Origin of the sequence: Leucobacter komagatae (genome assembly GCF_006716085.1) — a bacterium.
Lineage (GTDB): Bacteria > Actinomycetota > Actinomycetes > Actinomycetales > Microbacteriaceae > Leucobacter > Leucobacter komagatae.
Map to the genome: position 1 here is coordinate 2,401,045 of NZ_VFON01000001.1, position 15,721 is coordinate 2,416,765.

Annotated in this window: 17 protein-coding genes; 3 read left to right on the forward strand and 14 right to left on the reverse strand. The window is 67.2% G+C overall.

All coding sequences use genetic code 11. The features are described from left to right. Positions 1-294: 294 nt before the first annotated feature. The 9 genes from FB468_RS10970 to FB468_RS11010 all read right to left on the reverse strand — a co-directional run bounded on the left by FB468_RS10970 (position 295) and on the right by FB468_RS11010 (position 9,331). Entirely contained in the window at positions 295-1,254 is a 960-nt protein-coding gene (locus FB468_RS10970; protein ID WP_141887375.1) for an ABC transporter substrate-binding protein, read from the reverse strand. 13 nt (positions 1,255-1,267) lie between these two features. Further along, the gene (locus FB468_RS10975) at positions 1,268-1,966 is read right to left on the reverse strand and encodes an ABC transporter permease (RefSeq protein ID WP_141887376.1); all 699 of its coding nucleotides are present in this window, start codon (positions 1,964-1,966) and stop codon (positions 1,268-1,270) included. Next, complete coding sequence (locus tag FB468_RS10980; protein WP_141887377.1) at positions 1,963-2,601, reverse strand: ABC transporter permease; 639 nt, start codon at positions 2,599-2,601, stop codon at positions 1,963-1,965. The genes FB468_RS10975 and FB468_RS10980 overlap by 4 nt, the downstream gene beginning before the upstream one ends. Then, on the reverse strand, positions 2,598-3,425 hold the full coding sequence (locus FB468_RS10985) for an ABC transporter ATP-binding protein (RefSeq protein ID WP_141887378.1): 828 nt from the start codon (positions 3,423-3,425) through the stop codon (positions 2,598-2,600). The genes FB468_RS10980 and FB468_RS10985 overlap by 4 nt, the downstream gene beginning before the upstream one ends. Before the next feature lie 104 nt (positions 3,426-3,529). Further along, the gene (locus FB468_RS10990; RefSeq protein ID WP_141887379.1) at positions 3,530-4,291 is read right to left on the reverse strand and encodes an SDR family NAD(P)-dependent oxidoreductase; all 762 of its coding nucleotides are present in this window, start codon (positions 4,289-4,291) and stop codon (positions 3,530-3,532) included. A gap of 118 nt (positions 4,292-4,409) precedes the next feature. After that, the gene (locus tag FB468_RS10995; protein ID WP_141887380.1) at positions 4,410-5,510 is read right to left on the reverse strand and encodes an NAD(P)-dependent alcohol dehydrogenase; all 1,101 of its coding nucleotides are present in this window, start codon (positions 5,508-5,510) and stop codon (positions 4,410-4,412) included. Between the two features lie 160 nt (positions 5,511-5,670). Then, entirely contained in the window at positions 5,671-7,026 is a 1,356-nt protein-coding gene (locus FB468_RS11000; RefSeq protein WP_141887381.1) for a dihydrolipoamide acetyltransferase family protein, read from the reverse strand. 86 nt (positions 7,027-7,112) lie between these two features. Then, positions 7,113-8,147, reverse strand: a complete 1,035-nt coding sequence (locus FB468_RS11005) for an alpha-ketoacid dehydrogenase subunit beta (protein WP_141887382.1) — start codon at positions 8,145-8,147, stop codon at positions 7,113-7,115. Further along, positions 8,144-9,331, reverse strand: a complete 1,188-nt coding sequence (locus tag FB468_RS11010; protein ID WP_211359121.1) for a thiamine pyrophosphate-dependent enzyme — start codon at positions 9,329-9,331, stop codon at positions 8,144-8,146. The genes FB468_RS11005 and FB468_RS11010 overlap by 4 nt, the downstream gene beginning before the upstream one ends. Before the next feature lie 95 nt (positions 9,332-9,426). On the opposite strand from FB468_RS11010, the gene FB468_RS11015 reads away from it, so the two are divergent. Next, positions 9,427-9,834: a phage holin family protein gene (locus FB468_RS11015; protein WP_141887383.1), complete on the forward strand. Its 408-nt coding sequence runs from the start codon at positions 9,427-9,429 to the stop codon at positions 9,832-9,834. Positions 9,835-9,876: 42 nt separating this feature from the next. Here the strand turns inward: FB468_RS11015 and FB468_RS11020 are convergent, their stop codons facing one another. Then, complete coding sequence (locus FB468_RS11020) at positions 9,877-10,287, reverse strand: PIN domain-containing protein (protein ID WP_170219705.1); 411 nt, start codon at positions 10,285-10,287, stop codon at positions 9,877-9,879. Beyond that, entirely contained in the window at positions 10,262-10,534 is a 273-nt protein-coding gene (locus FB468_RS11025; protein WP_141887385.1) for an AbrB/MazE/SpoVT family DNA-binding domain-containing protein, read from the reverse strand. The genes FB468_RS11020 and FB468_RS11025 overlap by 26 nt, the downstream gene beginning before the upstream one ends. Positions 10,535-10,648: 114 nt before the next feature. On the opposite strand from FB468_RS11025, the gene purB reads away from it, so the two are divergent. Together purB and FB468_RS11035 are read left to right on the forward strand one after the other, a co-directional pair. Then, positions 10,649-12,028, forward strand: coding sequence for an adenylosuccinate lyase (gene purB / locus FB468_RS11030; protein WP_141887386.1), 1,380 nt, complete (start codon positions 10,649-10,651; stop codon positions 12,026-12,028). 46 nt (positions 12,029-12,074) lie between these two features. After that, positions 12,075-12,920: a siderophore-interacting protein gene (locus tag FB468_RS11035; protein WP_141887387.1), complete on the forward strand. Its 846-nt coding sequence runs from the start codon at positions 12,075-12,077 to the stop codon at positions 12,918-12,920. A 71-nt stretch (positions 12,921-12,991) separates the two neighbouring features. On the opposite strand, the gene FB468_RS11040 is transcribed toward FB468_RS11035, so the two are convergent. The 3 genes from FB468_RS11040 to dnaB form a co-directional block, all read right to left on the reverse strand. Then, entirely contained in the window at positions 12,992-13,276 is a 285-nt protein-coding gene (locus FB468_RS11040) for an ABC transporter ATP-binding protein (protein WP_141887388.1), read from the reverse strand. Between the two features lie 52 nt (positions 13,277-13,328). Beyond that, the gene (locus tag FB468_RS11045) at positions 13,329-13,919 is read right to left on the reverse strand and encodes a hypothetical protein (RefSeq protein WP_141887389.1); all 591 of its coding nucleotides are present in this window, start codon (positions 13,917-13,919) and stop codon (positions 13,329-13,331) included. Positions 13,920-13,984: 65 nt separating this feature from the next. Continuing rightward, entirely contained in the window at positions 13,985-15,361 is a 1,377-nt protein-coding gene (gene dnaB / locus FB468_RS11050) for a replicative DNA helicase (protein ID WP_141887390.1), read from the reverse strand. Between the last annotated feature and the right edge of the window lie 360 nt (positions 15,362-15,721).

Here is a 15,721-nt window from a genome sequence, read left to right on the forward strand (position 1 = left end):
GCCTACGATCCAGCGTATACACTCGGGCGCTCAATTGCCACCCAAATTGCTGAATGATTCGCAGAATGCATACATTCTTTGGGTCGTGGTCACCCACTGGAGACTCGTGCGTAGCTTGGCCACCTGCAAATGCCCCCGGCCCTCGGCCCCGTGCGACCCCGGCCCCGCTACGCCCCTCGTGCAGCACCTTTCTCTGCGTTTTGACGTAGTTCAGGGCACCGCAACTACGTCAAAACGGAGACAAAGTCAGGGAATCGGCTGCTCGAGGAACCAGGGAATCGGGGAACGGGCGGCTCAGCCCACCAGCCCCTTTTCCTTCAACCACGCCGCAGCAATCTTCGACGCCGGCGCCTGATCAGACACCGACTGAGCGCCGAGCTGCTGCAGGTCCTCAGCTGTCAGCGCCGCAGAAACCCCATCGATGATCGCGGCCGCCTCTGCGTCAACCTTGTCAGAGACAACAGGCACCACGTGCGACGCGAGGAACAGCCCCTTCGGGTCCGAGAGCACCACGAGGTCGCCATCCGCGAACACCGGGTCGGCCGAGTACAGGTCAACGAGCTGCACCTGGCCGTCGCGCAGCGCCTTCACCGTGAGCGGCCCGCCCGAATCCTCGATCGGGGTGAACGCAACATCGACACCGTAGACCTGCTTGAGCCCGTCGGGGCCGTAGGGGCGCTTGGCGAGCTCAGAGTTGCCGCCGAGCGTGAGGCCTTCGACCCCGGCGAGGTCGCCGATCTCGGTGAGGCCGTGCTGCTTCGCGAAGTCGCTCGTGACGACGTACGAATCCTGGTCGGAGGCCTCAGACTGCGCGAGCACGCGAAGCCCCTTGGGCAGCGCCGCCTCGAGGGCGCCATAGACGTCGTCGCTCGACGTCGCGTCTGCTTCAGGGTCGAGGTACTGCAGCAGGTTGCCCGTGTACTCGGGGAACACGTCGATGGACCCCGACTCGATCTCGGGCATGTACACCTCGCGCTGGCCGATGCGCAGCTGGCGGTCAACGGTGAAGCCGCCGTCTTCGAGCGCCTGGGCGTAGAGCTCTGCGACGATCTCGTTCGAGTAGTAATCCTGCGACCCGACGACGAGCGTCTGCGACTCCCCGGCGCCGCCCGAGCCGCCCGAGCCCCCAGCACCGTCGCCGAGTGGGTCTGCCGACGCGCACGCGGAGAGCAGCGTCACCCCCGCGAGCGCCGCGAGCCCGAGGGCGGCGAGGCGGCCGATCCGTCGTGGTGTGCGTGATGATCGTGTGTGCATCTTCGTCTCCCAATCAGGTTGTTGCGGTGGTGTGTGAGGGCTCAGGTGTCGCGGGCGCGGTTAGGCGCGCCGAGGTCGCGCGCTGCAGCATCGCAAGCCCGACTTCGAGTAGCAGCGCGAGCGCGATGACCAAGATCGCGGCCCCGAGCATCTGCCCGTAGTCGCGGGTCTTCAGCCCGGTGAAGAGGTACCTGCCGAGCCCGAGGTCTGCGGTGTAGGCGGCGAGGGTCGCCGTCGCGACGACCTGCAGCACGGCCGCGCGCACCCCGCCGACGATGACGGGCAGCGCGAGCGGCACCTCGACCTGCCAGATCACCTGCGCCGGGCGCATCCCGATCGCGCGCGCGGCCTGGGACGTTTCGCGCGGCACGGCCTGCACGCCCGAGTACGCCCCGGCGAGGAGCGACGGGATCGCGAGCACGACGAGCGCGACGAGTGGGGCCGCGAGCCCGATGCCGAGCCACAGGGCGAACACCGTCAGTACGCCGAGCGTCGGGAGCGCTCGTGCGGCGCCCGTGAGCGCCCCGATCGCCCCAACCCCGCGGCGGGTGTGGCCAATCAGCAAGCCAGCCGGCAGCGCGATCACCGCCGCGATCGCGACCGCAAGGAAGGAGACCCACAGGTGCTCGCCGATGCGCGCGGGGATACCGCCTGAACCGGCCCAGTTCGCGCCGTCTGAGAGCCAGGCGAGGGCCTCCGCAAAGAGGTTCATGCGGCGACCCTCCGCCAGGGCGTGAGCGCGCGGCCGAGCAGCAGAAGCAGCCCGTCGAGCACGAGCGCGAGCACGATCGTCGCGACGATCCCGGTGAGCACCTCACCGAAGATGCCGCGCTGGAACCCGTCGGTGAGCAGCGTGCCGAGGCTCGACACCCCGATGAGCGCACCGACAGTCACCAAGCTGATCGTCGACACCGTCACGACCCGCACCCCGGCGAGAATGACGGGAAGCGCGAGGGGCAGGTCGACGCGCCAGAACACCGACCTGCTTGAAAAACCAATCGCGAGCGAAGCGTCGCGCACCCTCGTATCGACCGCCGCGAAGCCGTCTGCCGCGCTGCGCACGAGCAGCGCAACGCCGTAGAGCGTGAGGGCGACCACCATGTTCGCGTCGGAGCGCAGGGGCACGCCCACGACCGCCGGGATGATGATGAGCAGCGGGAGCGCGGGGATCGCGTAGAGCAGCGTGGCGGCGCTCGTGAGCGCGCCGCCGAGCCTGCCGTAGCGGAAGGAGAGCCGCCCGATCGGGATCGCAATAAGCGTTGCGAGGAGGATCGCAGGGAGGCTCAGCTGCAGGTGTGCCCAGGCGAGTTCGATCACCTGCGACCAGTTCTGCGCGAGCCACTTCACGGCTCGATCACTCCGAGTGGCCTGCCCGTGCTGTCGAACACGATCCGCTGCCCGTCGACATCGCGCGTCGTGAGCTTGCGGGCCTCGTGGTCGCCGCCGGCCGCGTCCGCGCCGATAAAGTGCCGCACGAAGTCATCGGCGGGGTGCGCGAGGATGTCGGCCGGGGTGCCGCACTGGGCGATCTCGCCGCCGGTGCGCAGCACGACGACCTCGTCACCCAGCCGGAACGCCTCGTCGATGTCGTGGGTGACGAACAAGATCGTCTTGCCGAGCTCGCGCTGCAGCCTGCCGAGCTCGTTCTGAAGTTCGCGCCGCACGATCGGGTCGACCGCTCCGAAGGGCTCGTCCATGAGCAGGATATTCGGGTCGGGAACGAGCGCGCGCGCAACGCCAACGCGTTGCTGCTGCCCGCCGGAGAGCTGGGCGGGGAACCGCCGCCCGAGGTCGGCGCTCAGGCCGACGCGCTCGAGCATCTCGCTCGCGAGCGCGCGGGCGCGGGCCTTCGGGGTGCCGTTCAGGATCGCGACCGTTGCGACGTTGTCGAGTACGGTGCGGTGCGGAAGCAGACCGCCCTGCTGCAGCACGTAGCCGATCGAGCGGCGCAGCTGCACCGGGTCGGCCGTAGAGACGTCTTGGCCGTCGATCCAGACGCTGCCACTTGTGGGTTCGACCATGCGGTTGACCATGCGCAGGAGCGTCGTCTTACCGCTGCCGGAGGAACCGACGAACACTGTCGCGTGGTGCGAGGGGATGGTGAGCGAGAACTCCCCCACCGCCCTCGTGCCGTCGGCGTAGGTTTTGGTGACGGCGTCGAATCGAATCATTCGCTACCACCCCCAAGGTCTGTCGGGTGCAGGCGCACCCCGGTCGGAACTGTGCCCAAACCTAGCACCTGCCCCCGACAAACCGAGTTACAGCTCGGAGAAACCTACTTCGGCCCCATGCGCAGAGCGCCGTCCATGCGGATGGTTTCGCCGTTCAGGTAGTCGTGCTCGGCGATCATTGTGACGAGCTGTGCAAACTCGTCGGGGCGCGCGAGGCGCGCCGGGAACGGCACCGATGCAGACAGCGAAGCGTTCACCTCGGGGCCGAGGGCCTCAAGCAGCGGTGTCGCGACGATGCCCGGAGCGATCGTGTTCACGCGGATGCCGTTCCGCGCGAGGTCGCGTGCGGCCGTGATGCCCATGCCGACAACGCCACCCTTCGAGGCAGCGTAGGCGATCTGGCCGATCTGGCCCTCGTAGGCGGCGACCGAAGCGGTGTTGACGATGAGGCCGCGCTGGCCCGACTCGTCGACGGGCTCCTGCTCAGCCATAACCTCCGCCGCGAGGCGGAGCACGTTGAACGTGCCAACGAGGTTGATGTTTAGCGTGCGCTGGAACGTCTCAAGGTCGTGCACACCCTTGCCCGAGAGCACGCGCTTCGCCGGCGCAATGCCTGCGCAGTTCACAACAAGGCGGATCGGGGGCTCACCGTCGTTCAGCTTCAGCGCTGCGGCAACCTGCTCCTCACTCGTCACATCGGCGGCGATGTAGCGGATACCCGCCGCGGGCTCGCCCACCTTGTCGATCGAAGCCTGAAGGTCGAGTCCGAGCACCGTCGCTCCACGCTCAGCGAGCAGCGCCGCCGTTGCCGCGCCGAGCCCCGAGGCCGCGCCAGTGACAAGCGCCGTGGTCCCTGCAATCTGCATCCTGCGTTCCTTTCGTCGTGCGGGCCGGGCGGGGAGCGCTCCGGCCACCAGGCAATCGTTGCATATCTCCCGGCCCGCCCACACAGCGCGTCTCTGGGCGCGGGCGCCCAAAGGCGCGCTAGAACACCAGCACGGGCTTGATCGTCGCGCCCGATTCTGAGTCAGCGAAAGCCGTGTTGATCTCGGAGAACTCGTACTGCTTCACAAGCTTGTCGAACGGGAACAGGCCGCGCTCGTAGAGCGAAATGAGCCGGGGAATGAACTCGCGCGGCACCGAGTCGCCCTCGACAACCATCGAGATGCTGATGCCGCTCGTGAGGAGCGTTCCGATATCGAACGGCGCGTCCGTGCCGAGCTTCGCAGCGCCAACGAGCGCGCCATGCCCGCGAATTGCGAGCGACTTGGTCATCTGCGCGAACACCTGCGGCACCCCGGTCGTGTCAAGCGCGAACTGCACCCCGCGCCCGCCCGTAATCTCGCGGATCTGCTCGACGGGGTCAACCTCGCGCGAGTTCACGACGTGCGTCGCCCCGAGCTCCTTCGCGAACTCGAGGCGCTCGGGCACGATGTCAACCATGATGATTGTCGTGGCGCCCGCGGCGACAGCGGCGAGCATGCCGGCAAGCCCGACCGCGCCCGTCCCAAAGATCGCGATCGACTCACCCGGCGCCGGGCGAAGCACGTTGAGCACGGCGCCAGAGCCCGTCATGATGCCGCAGCCGAGCGGCCCGAGCAGTTCGAGCGGCGCATCGTCTGCCACCTTCACGGCATTCCGCGCTCGCGCGTTCGTGAACGTCGCAAACGACGACTGCCCGAAGAAGTTCGACGAAATCCGCTCGCCGCCCGCTGAGAGCGAGCTTGAGCCGTCGGTACGACTGCCACCGAAGTTCAGTGCGTAGAAGTCCACGCAGTACTGCGGGTGGCCCGTGATGCACTGCTCACACACACCGCACGACGCGGGGGCGAGCACGACCTTGTCGCCGACGACGAGGTCGGTGACGCCCGCGCCGACCGCGGTCACCACGCCCGAGCCCTCGTGGCCGAGCACGGCGGGGAGGGGCACGGGGTACCACTGGTCGCGAACGATCGCGTCGGTGTGGCACACCCCGCTCGCGACGAGGCGAACGGTCACCTCGTCTGCGCGCGGTTCGTCGAGCTCAAGCTCGCGAATATCGAGCGGTGTGCTCGGAGCTGTGGCGACTGCTGCTTGGATTTTCACGACATCCTGCTTCCTCCGCCTGATCGCGGCGGCGTCAACGCACGCAGCCGCGCCCCGACTTCGTCAGCCGGGGAGGACTGCGAGCAGATCTGTCCCTCCAGCGTATGCCTCGGCTGCGAGCTTCGCCCGAGAAGGCGCGGATCGCTCAGGCGGCACCCAGCTAGTCGAGCAGCAGCGCGGGCTCCTCAAGCACCGAGGCGACGTCGGCAACGAAACGCGAGATCACGTCACCATCGACGACGCGGTGATCGAACGAGCCGCCGACGGTCGTCACCATGCGCGGGCGCACGTGGCCGTCGACAACCCACGGCTTTTCCTTGATCGTGCCCATGGCCATGATCGCAACCTCGCCCGGGTTCAAGATCGGCGTGCCGAAGTCCATCCCGAACACACCGATGTTCGTCAGCGTGATCGTGCCGCGCTGCATCTCCTCGGGCTGCGTGCGGCCCTCGCGCGCCGTGATCGTGAGCTGCTCGATCGCCTGCGCGAGCTCGCGCAGACTGAGCTCCTGCGCCTCCTTGATATTCGGCACGATGAGCCCGCGCGGGGTCGCCGCGGCGATCCCGAGGTTCACAAAGTGGTGGCGAATGATCTCGGTCTCGGTGAACGTCGAGTTGATTTCGGGGTTGCGACGAATCGCCCACAGCATCGCCTTCGCGAAGATGAGCAGCGGCGACACCTTGATGCCGGCGAAGTCGGTCGAGGCCTTCAGCCGCTTCACGAACTCCATCGTGCGGGTCGCGTCGACGTCGACGAAGACGCCGACGTGCGGCGCCTCGAACGCGCTCGTGACCATCGCCTTCGCGATCTGCTTGCGCATGCCCTTGAGCGGGATCCGCTCTTCGCGGACGGCGGGCACCTCGGGCGTGGAGATGTTGCGGAAGAGGCTCGCCTGCGAGCCGTGGCGCACGACGTCGTCACGCAGGATCTCGCCGCCGATGCCGGTGCCGGCGACCTGAGCGAGGTCGACGCCGAGGTCCTTCGCGAGCTTCCGAATCGGCGGCTTCGCGATCACGGGCGACGCGGCGGCGACCGGGATCGGAGGCGCCGAGAGCAGCGGTTCTCCCCCGCTGCGACGGCGCGACCGCACCTTACCCGCGGCGCCGTAGCCCACGAGCACCGCGCCGCCCTCGTCGTCCGCGGCACCGGCCGCGCTGGCGGGCGCAGCCGGTTCAGCGGATTCAGCCGATTCAGCGGGCTCAGCGGGAGCCGTGGCGGGCGGGGCCGCCGCGGCGGCGGGCGCGTCACCGGCGGCGGGATCCTGATCCACCGCGCCCTCGGGCCGCACGCGCATGATTGGCTGGCCGACGGGCACGGTCTCCCCCACCTCGGCAAGTAGCTCGGTGACGACGCCCGTGAACGGCGACGGGAGCTCGACGAGCGACTTCGCGGTCTCGATCTCGCAGATCACCTGGTTGAGCGCGACAGTGTCGCCGGGCGCGACCTGCCACGTGACAATCTCTGCCTCGGTCAGGCCCTCGCCGACATCGGGGAGGGGGAACGTCATGTCGCTCATCGAAGGCTCCTTCGGGGTGCTTCGGTTGGGGTGTGAGTATTCGGCCCCGGCGTGCGCGGGGCGAGACGGGCGGCTCGGCCGACCCGTCAGTAGTGCATCGTGCGGTCGACTGCTTCGAGGATACGGTCTGCGTCGGGCAGGAACATGCCCTCGAGTCGCGCGGGCGGGAACGGTACGTCGTAACCCGAGACGCGAAGCACGGGGGCCTGCAGCGAGTAGAACGCATGCTCGGCGACGTGCGCCGCGAGCTCGCTACCCAGGCTGACGTTGCCCGACGCCTCCTGCGCAACGACGAGGCGGCCCGTCTTGCGCACGGACTCGAGCAGCGGGCCGTAGTCCACGGGAGAAACACTGCGCAGGTCGACGACCTCGATGCTCGTGCCCTCGGCGCGCGCGACCTCGGCCGCCTCGAGCGCAGCGGCCACCATCGCACCGAACGCGACGATCGTGCAGTCGGTGCCCGCGCGCGCGACGCGGCTGCCGTGGAGGGGGGCCGCCGCCGCGGTCGGGTCGACCTCGCCCTTCATCCAGTACTTCGCCTTCGGTTCGAAGAACAGGACCGGATCCTGCGATTGGATCGCCTGCTGAATCATCCAGTAGGCGTCATTCGGCGTCGACGGCGCGACGACCCGGAGCCCCGGGGTGTGCGCGAAGTAGGCTTCGGGGCTCTCCTGGTGGTGCTCGACAGCCCCAATATGCCCGCCGTAGGGCACGCGAATGACGATGGGCATCGGCACCTTGCCGTCGTGCCTGTTCGTGATCTTCGCGAGCTGCGTGACGATCTGGTTAAACGCCGGGAAGATGAATCCCTCGAACTGAATCTCGACGACCGGCCGGTAGCCGCGCATTGCGAGCCCGATCGCGTGACCGACGATGCCGGCCTCTGCGAGCGGCGTGTCGAGCACCCGCGCCGAACCGAAGTCTGCCTGCAGCTTGTCGGTTACGCGGAAGACGCCGCCGAGCGGGCCGATGTCTTCGCCCATGAGCAGTACCTTCTCGTCGGCGGCCATCGCGGCGCGGAGCCCCTCGTTGATGGCGCGAGCGAGCGGCAGTTCTGTGCGCTCGGTGAGCGTCGCCACAGGCTGCGCCGTGGCCTGAACTGTGGGGGCTGAACCGGTCATGCTGTGATCTCCTCGTCGGCCTCGAACGACGACTCGTATCGCTCGAGCCAGGTGCGCTGCTCCTCGATGCGCGGGTGCGCCTCCGTGTAGACGTGCGCGAACATCGAGTCCGCGTCGGGCGGTGGCAGCTGCAGAATCGCGTCGCGCACCCGCTTTGCCTCGCGGTCGGCTTGTTCCGCGACTTCAGCGAAGAACGCCTCGTCAACGCCCAACTCGCGCAGGTACGCCTCCATCCGCTCGACGGGGTCGCGGTCGCGCCACGCTTCGAGCTCTGCCTTCTCGCGGTAGCGGGTCGGGTCATCACTCGTGGTGTGCGCACCAATCCGGTAGGTGAGCGCCTCGATGTAGCCGGGGCCCCCACCCTCGCGGGCGAGGCGCATGAACCGGCGCCCGACCGCGAACGCGGCGAGCGGGTCGTTGCCGTCGATCTGCACGGCGCGCATCCCGAAGCCGAGCGCTCGCCGGTAGAGCGGGGTGCGGCTCTGACGCTCGAACGGCACCGAGATCGCCCAGCCGTTGTTCTGCACGACGAAGACGGAGGGGGTCTGGTAGCTCGCGGCGAAGATCAGCGCCTCGTTCGCGTCACCCTGGCTCGACGTGCCGTCGCCATAGAACGCCATCGTGGCCTCGCCCGTGGCGATCCCCTGTTCACCGGCGTCGAGTGCGCTCGACCCCGCGCGCAGCTTCGCGTCGAGCAGCTGCCCGAGCGCGTAACCGTTCGCGTGCTGCGCCTGCGCGGCGAGCACGAGCGTGTAGAGGTGGAAGTTTCCGTTCGCGGGGTCTGTCACGTCCCAGCCCCCGTGCGTGAAGCCGCGGAACAGCTTCAGCAGTTCGACGAAGCTCACACCTCGCACCTTCGCGACCGTGTGCTCGCGATAGGCGGGGAAGATGTGATCCTGCGGCTCGGTCGCGTGCGCGAGGCCGACCTGGCAGCCCTCCTGGCCGATGCTCGGCACCCACAGCGCGAGCTGGCCCTGACGCTGCAAGTGAGTCGCTTCGGTGTCGAACGCGCGAGTCTCAACCATGTCGCGGTACCACTGCTGAAACTCTTCGATACCAACGCCATCAAGCTCCGCTGCGTAGTCGGCTGCGGAGCTTGATGGGGAGTACCGACCTTCGGCGTCGAGGAAACGAATCGGATCAGGATCCACCATGTCAACGGCGAGCTTTGGGGTCTGGCTCATGGTTCTCAAGTGTAGTGAGAGGGGTCATTCCGATTCGGATATATCGACCTGGCCGCTAGTGGCCAGCGCACAGTGATTGCTGCAAGAATTGGGGCATGCGGTCAATCATGCGAGTACTTGTCAGCACGTTCGCGCTGTGGCTCACGACGCTCATCGTCGGCGGGTCGGGCCCGCGCGGCTTCTGGATCGAGCCGATTAACGACGACCCGTATTCACCCCTCATCACGATGCTGCTCGTCGCGCTCGTGTTCGGGCTCGTGAACGGTACCCTCGGCAAGCTCGTGCGCTTCGTCTCGATTCCGCTCTACATCATCACGCTCGGCCTGTTCGGGCTCATCGTGAACGGCATCCTTATCTCGGTCATCGCGTGGCTGTCAGACCTGGCCGGCTTCGGCCTGAACGTCGACGGGTTCTGGTGGGGCGTGCTCGGCGCAGTCGTCATGTCGGTGCTCGCGAGCATCATGAACGCGCTGCTCGGTACCAACCGCAAGAAGAAGCGCTAACCGGCCTGTTGGCCTTGTTGGCCTGTCAGCGCCGCCCAGGGGTCAGACGAGTTCGTAGGCGACGTCGAACAGCGCATAGCTCGGGGCGGCGCGCCTGTCGCGAGTGACGAGCGTCGCGCCGTTCGCAGCGCAACTCGCGGCGATGTGCGCGTCATACACGGCACCGCCGCCGCGGCCCGCCCGCGCGAGCTTCGCGATGAGCACGATCGTGTCCTCTAGCTGGGGCTGCAATACCCGCCACTGAAGCGCACCCAAGGCCTCCGCCGCCTGCTGTGCGGGCACGCGGTCGCGCCCCGGCAGGGAGGTGAGCACTCGGTAGGTTTCGAGTAGCACCTGGCTCGGGACTGCGTTCACCCTGCGCACCGCGGCGCGGCACCGCTCATGCGCCTCGTGAGCGGGAAGGAGCGCCGCCACGAGCACGCTTGTGTCACACGAAACGAGCGGTACGTTCATCTCTCCCCTCCTCCAACACCTCTCGGACGAGCGCGTCAGTGATCGGGGTCGCGCCCGGGTCGCGCTCGCTCCGGATGATCGGGAGCCCATCGGAGGTATCTACTTCGTGCGCCGTTGGCTCGAACTCGATGACGATCTTCCCCTCAACGAGGTCGATGCGCAGCGGGGTCTGGGGCGTGAGGCCCATCTCATCGCGGAGGCGCTTCGGTACGACGATGCGGCCGGCCTTGTCGATGGTAGTGATCATGCCATCTAAAATACCATTTGCTCCCCCATTCCGCCCCAGCCCGGCAGCACGCCGCCTCAGCGCGTGAAAGAATGGAGGTTGGAACGCGATCCACCACGACACAACGGAGATCTCATGACGAGCCTGCCCCCGCAGCCCATCAGCCCCCTCGACGGACGCTACCGGAAGGCGGTCGAAGGGCTCGGCGATACGCTCTCCGAGGCCGGCCTGAACAAGGCGCGCGTGCACGTTGAGGTCGAGTGGCTCGCCTACCTGACGTCACACTCGCTGCTCGGCGGCACCCCGATGGGTGACGACCAGCTCGCCTCGCTGCGCGAGTGGGCTCAGAACTTCGGCCAGGCCGAGATCGACGAGCTCGCGGAGACCGAGAAGACCACCCAGCACGACGTGAAGGCCGTCGAGTACCTCGTGCGCGCCCGCCTCGAGTCACAGGGCCTCGGCCACCTCGCCGAGCTCACGCACGTGTGCTGCACGAGCGAAGACATCAACAACCTCTCATACGCGCTCACCGTGAAGCAGGCCGTCGCGGATGTCTGGCGACCGAAGTTCGTGGCCGTGATCGACGAGCTCGAGCGCCAGGCGCAGGGCTACCGCGACCTCGCGATGATGAGCCGCACGCACGGCCAGCCCGCGACCCCGACGACGCTCGGCAAGGAGATCGCGGTCTTCGTGCACCGCCTGCGCCGCCAGCTGCGCCAGATCGACCAGGTCGAGTACCTCGGCAAGTTCTCGGGCGCGACGGGCACGTTCGCCGCGCACCTCGCTGCAGACCCGAGCGCTGACTGGGAGACGATCTCGCGCGAGTTCGTCGAGGGCCTCGGCCTCACCTGGAACCCGCTCACCACGCAGATCGAGTCGCACGACTGGCAGGCCGAGCTCTACTCGCGGATGGCGCACGCAAACCGCATCCTTCACAACCTCGCAACCGATGTGTGGAGCTACATCTCGATCGGCTACTTCCGGCAGACCCCCGTGGCCGGCGCAACCGGCTCATCGACGATGCCGCACAAGGTCAACCCGATCCGCTTCGAGAACGCAGAGGCGAACCTCGAGCTTTCGAACGCGCTCCTCGATTCGCTCGCCGAGACGCTCGTGACGAGCCGCTGGCAGCGCGACCTGACCGACTCGTCGGCGCAGCGCAACATCGGCGTCGCGTTCGGCCACTCGGTTCTGGCGCTCGACAACATCCTCAAGGGGCTCGGGCAGATTGACGCCGCCCCCGAGGTGCTCGCCGCAGACCTCGATTCGAACTGGGAGGTGCTCGGTGAGGCGATCCAGACCGTGATTCGCGCCGAGGTCACTGCGGGCCGCTCGACGATCAGCGACCCCTACGCCGCGCTCAAGGAACTCACCCGGGGCCGCCGCATCGGCCAGGCCGAACTCGTCGAGTTCGTCGAGGGCCTCGAGATCGGTGACGAGGCGAAGCAGCGCCTCCTCGCGCTCACGCCCGCCGGTTACGTCGGCAGCGCTGCGAAACTTCTCAGCTACCTCTGACCCTTCCGGGCTTGCTGGGGCCCTCCCGCTGCGCCAGGGTTGAAGTATGACTCAGGCAGCACGGTTCCAGCGCGAACGCACGATGTATCGGTTCACCGCACGTGAGGTGACGGTGAAGGCCGTCTCGCGGCCGGTTCCGAGCATCGCCAGGGTGACACTCGCCGGGCCCGACCTGTACGACTTCGAGTCGACCGGGCCCGGCGATCACGCCAAGATCTTCTTCCCGCACCCGTTCACGGGCGAGCTGCTGGCGCCCACCGCGGTCGGCCCCGGCGAGGACGGGATCGTGCGCCCCGACGGCCAGACCTTTGGGCGCGATTTCACTCCCTTGAATGTGCGCGATGAAGACGGTGGGCGCGTGTTCGACCTCGACTTCTTCCTGCACGACGACCCCGGGCCCGCTTCGGCCTGGGCAGAGAAGGCCGCTGTTGGCGACAAGATCGTCGTCGTCGGCCCGCGGGGCACCCAGAGTATCCCCACCGGCATCACGTCGCTCCTGTGTCTCGTGGACCCGACAGCGCTCCCCGCGACCGTGCGCTGGATCAACGGGCTTCCCGACGCCACGGAGATTGAGGTCATCGCCGACGTCGACTACGACGCGCTCGACTGGGTCGAGGAGTACCTCAGGGAGGGAACTGGGCGCGAGATCCTGGTCCGCGAACCCCTCGGCGGGCTCGACCAGGCGCTGCTTGACAGCGAGGTCACCGACGAGACGTTCGTGTTCGCCGCTGGCGACGCGAACCGCCTCATCCCGCTGCGGCGCGTGATTCGCGACGAGCTCGGGCTTCCCCGCGCGCAGTACCAGATCAGCGGGTACTGGCGCCGAGGTGAAGCGAACTTCGACCATCACGGGCCGATTGACCCGAACGACCCCGAGTCAGTCGAGGATTAGGCAGGGCGACTGCCGGGGCCGGCTAGCGAGATGGGTTCGATCGGCGCGATCGGCTCGATGCGCCAGCTGGCCTAGTGCCAGTCGCCTTCGGGCTTCTTGAGGTCCTTGCGCGCCTCGAGATCCTCCTCGCTCGGCTTCCCGCCGAGCCCAAGCAGAGCGACGAACACGAGCGACACGATGAAGGCGATCGCCGTGAAGATGAGCGCGAGCACAATCGAGCGCGACGCCATGAGCACAGTGAGGCCAGCGAACACCCCGAGCACTCCCGCGAAACCGAGGAGCTCGAGGGGCTTCAACCGCTCGCGACGCGACGGCGTGATCGGGTCGTGGGGTGTCTGGTCAGAGGGGTTCGTCATCGGTCGCTTTCTACGATTCGGCTGGTGGGTGTGGCGGCGCTACGGCGCTCGCCTAAGCGTTGGCTGCGGCGTTCTGGCCGAGCGTCTGCGGTTCCGCCGCAGCGCGGGAGTCGAGCGCCGCGATGCCGAGGAAGACACCGGTGAGCACGGCGTAGGCACCGAAGAAGCCGATCACGGCGACCACGTCGGCGCGGGCGAGCAGCACGGTGATCGCGAGGAGGATCCCGGCGGCCCCGACAAGAGCCGCGTCCTGGCGGCTGCGCGGCAGGGTCACCATGCCGACGAACTCGAGCAGCGCCGCAACGAGCGCCCAGGCCGCGATCACGACGGCGAACGCGAGCTCGCTATTGAACGTGGCGAGGAGGGCTGCGGCAGCAAGCGAGGCGATGCCCAGCGCCGCCGCGACTCCGACACCACCGCGGCCGCGGCGGTGCCACGCCTCCGTGAGGTGCACGACACCAAGCGCGGCAAGCGCGAGTGCGACGAGCGCGAGGTCAAACGCGAAGCGCTCGTGGAAGGTCGCGCTGAACGTGACGATCAAACCGACGACGAGAAGCAGCGCGCTCCGTAGCAGGCGAACCCACTTCGGGGGAAGGATCGAGGGGTCAACACTTCGTTCCACGGATCCTGTGGCCATTGACATCGTGTCCCCTTCCTGCCCCGAGGATTGTATCTCTTCTCGCTGCGAAAGCGCGGGGCGCTGAGCGCCTACATGCCCTGCGGCATGTCTTGGAAGCGCGAGTAGTGGCCCTGGAACGCCACCGTGACCGTGCCCGTCGGGCCGTTACGCTGCTTGGCAAGAATGAAGTCCGCTTCGCCGGCTCGCGGGTGGTCGCGATCGCTCGCGGCCTCACGGTGCAGCAGGATGACCATATCCGCGTCTTGCTCAAGCGAGCCCGATTCACGAAGGTCGCTGATCGCGGGCATCTTGTCAGCGCGCTGCTCCGAGGCACGGTTCAGCTGCGACAGCGCGATCACGGGCACATCGAGCTCTTTCGACAGCAGCTTCAGGGCACGCGAGAACTCACTCACCTCTTGCTGACGGCTTTCGACCTTCTTGCCGCTGGAGAGCAGCTGCAGGTAGTCAATGACCACCATCTTGAGCCCGTGCTGCTGCTTTAGACGGCGGCACTTCGCGCGAATCTCGACGAGCGTGAGGTTCGGGCTATCGTCAATGTAGAGCGGCGACTCTGAGATGCGCGCCTGGGTGGCTGCAAGCTTTTGGAAGTCGCGGCTATCGAGCGCGCCCTTTCTGAGGGTCTGCATCGGGATCGAGGCCTCAGCCGCGAGCAAACGCATCGCGATCTCGGCTCGCCCCATCTCGAGCGAGAAGAACACTGTCGGGGCGAGAGCATGCACCGAGGCGTGTCGTGCGACGTCGAGAGCGAGGGTCGACTTACCCATTGCCGGTCGTGCCGCGATGATGATCATCTGGCCACCCGCGAACCCGTTCGTCATCGCGTCGAGCTCGCTGAAGCCCGTCGGCACGCCGAGCATCCCATCGGGCTGCGAGGTGGCCTTGTGGATCTCTTCCATGGCCGCGTCGACGGCGAGCGAGAGCGGTACGTAGTCTTCGCTCTGCGATTCACCCGTGACACCGTAGATTTCGGACTGGGCGACGTTGACGAGGTCGAGCGCCTCGCCCTCACCGGCGTAGCCCATCTGCACGATGCGGGTGCCGGCTTCGACGAGGCGGCGCAGCAGCGCCTTCTCGCCAACGATGTCGGCGTAGAAGCCGGCGTTCGCGGCGGTCGGCACGATACTCGTGAGCGTGTGGAGGTACTCGGCGCCACCAGCACGCTGCAGATCGCCCGCCTTCGACAGGGCGTCGGTGACGGTGATGACATCGGTTGGTTCGCCCTGCGAGTACAGCGACAGCACTGCCTCGTAGATCACCTCGTGCTTGGGCACGTAGAAATCGGACCCGCGCAGCACACCGGTTACGTCCGCAACCGCGTCCTTTGAGAGCAGCATGCCGCCGATGGCGCTCTGCTCAGCGAGCAGGTCGTACGGGGGCGTTCGTTCGTAGTCGGCCCCCCGCTGCTCTTCCTCGGGTGACGCGATGCCTAGGTGCGCGATCGACAAGGTGTATAGCTCCTTCAGTGAGGTCTTGCCTCGTTACCTGTTGATGACATACCAGACCTCAGACATTCACCGTAGGTGCAGTCTCCACAGCGCCCAAACGAGCGAGTTCTCCACCTGTGGATAACTATGTGCACAAGCACCGTGGAAAAGCCACAACTTGTCCACACGAGTGGGGATAACTTGTGGATAGAAACTCGACTTGTTCGCAGACATGCCGTGTGATCTGCGCTTTTAACTATCCACATCTCCAAAGTTATTCAACCTTCAAGTACAAGTTGAATGTTGAGTAAAACCCGGGCGTGTGGACAACTTTTGCGCAAACGCGCGCATATGGGCCTCCGCCGCGGGCCTCCCGCAGAA

Excerpts from the sequence above, each read along its gene's own strand:
- FB468_RS10970 (WP_141887375.1), bottom strand. The coding sequence starts at position 1,254 with ATGCACACACGATCATCACGCACACCACGACGGATCGGCCGCCTCGCC.
- FB468_RS10975 (WP_141887376.1), bottom strand. The coding sequence starts at position 1,966 with ATGAACCTCTTTGCGGAGGCCCTCGCCTGGCTCTCAGACGGCGCGAAC.
- FB468_RS10985 (WP_141887378.1), bottom strand. The coding sequence starts at position 3,425 with ATGATTCGATTCGACGCCGTCACCAAAACCTACGCCGACGGCACGAGG.
- FB468_RS10990 (WP_141887379.1), bottom strand. The coding sequence starts at position 4,291 with ATGCAGATTGCAGGGACCACGGCGCTTGTCACTGGCGCGGCCTCGGGG.
- FB468_RS11000 (WP_141887381.1), bottom strand. The coding sequence starts at position 7,026 with ATGAGCGACATGACGTTCCCCCTCCCCGATGTCGGCGAGGGCCTGACC.
- FB468_RS11005 (WP_141887382.1), bottom strand. The coding sequence starts at position 8,147 with ATGACCGGTTCAGCCCCCACAGTTCAGGCCACGGCGCAGCCTGTGGCG.
- FB468_RS11010 (WP_211359121.1), bottom strand. The coding sequence starts at position 9,331 with ATGAGCCAGACCCCAAAGCTCGCCGTTGACATGGTGGATCCTGATCCG.
- FB468_RS11015 (WP_141887383.1), top strand. The coding sequence starts at position 9,427 with ATGCGGTCAATCATGCGAGTACTTGTCAGCACGTTCGCGCTGTGGCTC.
- FB468_RS11020 (WP_170219705.1), bottom strand. The coding sequence starts at position 10,287 with ATGAACGTACCGCTCGTTTCGTGTGACACAAGCGTGCTCGTGGCGGCG.
- FB468_RS11025 (WP_141887385.1), bottom strand. The coding sequence starts at position 10,534 with ATGATCACTACCATCGACAAGGCCGGCCGCATCGTCGTACCGAAGCGC.
- purB (WP_141887386.1), top strand. The coding sequence starts at position 10,649 with ATGACGAGCCTGCCCCCGCAGCCCATCAGCCCCCTCGACGGACGCTAC.
- FB468_RS11035 (WP_141887387.1), top strand. The coding sequence starts at position 12,075 with ATGACTCAGGCAGCACGGTTCCAGCGCGAACGCACGATGTATCGGTTC.
- FB468_RS11040 (WP_141887388.1), bottom strand. The coding sequence starts at position 13,276 with ATGACGAACCCCTCTGACCAGACACCCCACGACCCGATCACGCCGTCG.
- FB468_RS11045 (WP_141887389.1), bottom strand. The coding sequence starts at position 13,919 with ATGTCAATGGCCACAGGATCCGTGGAACGAAGTGTTGACCCCTCGATC.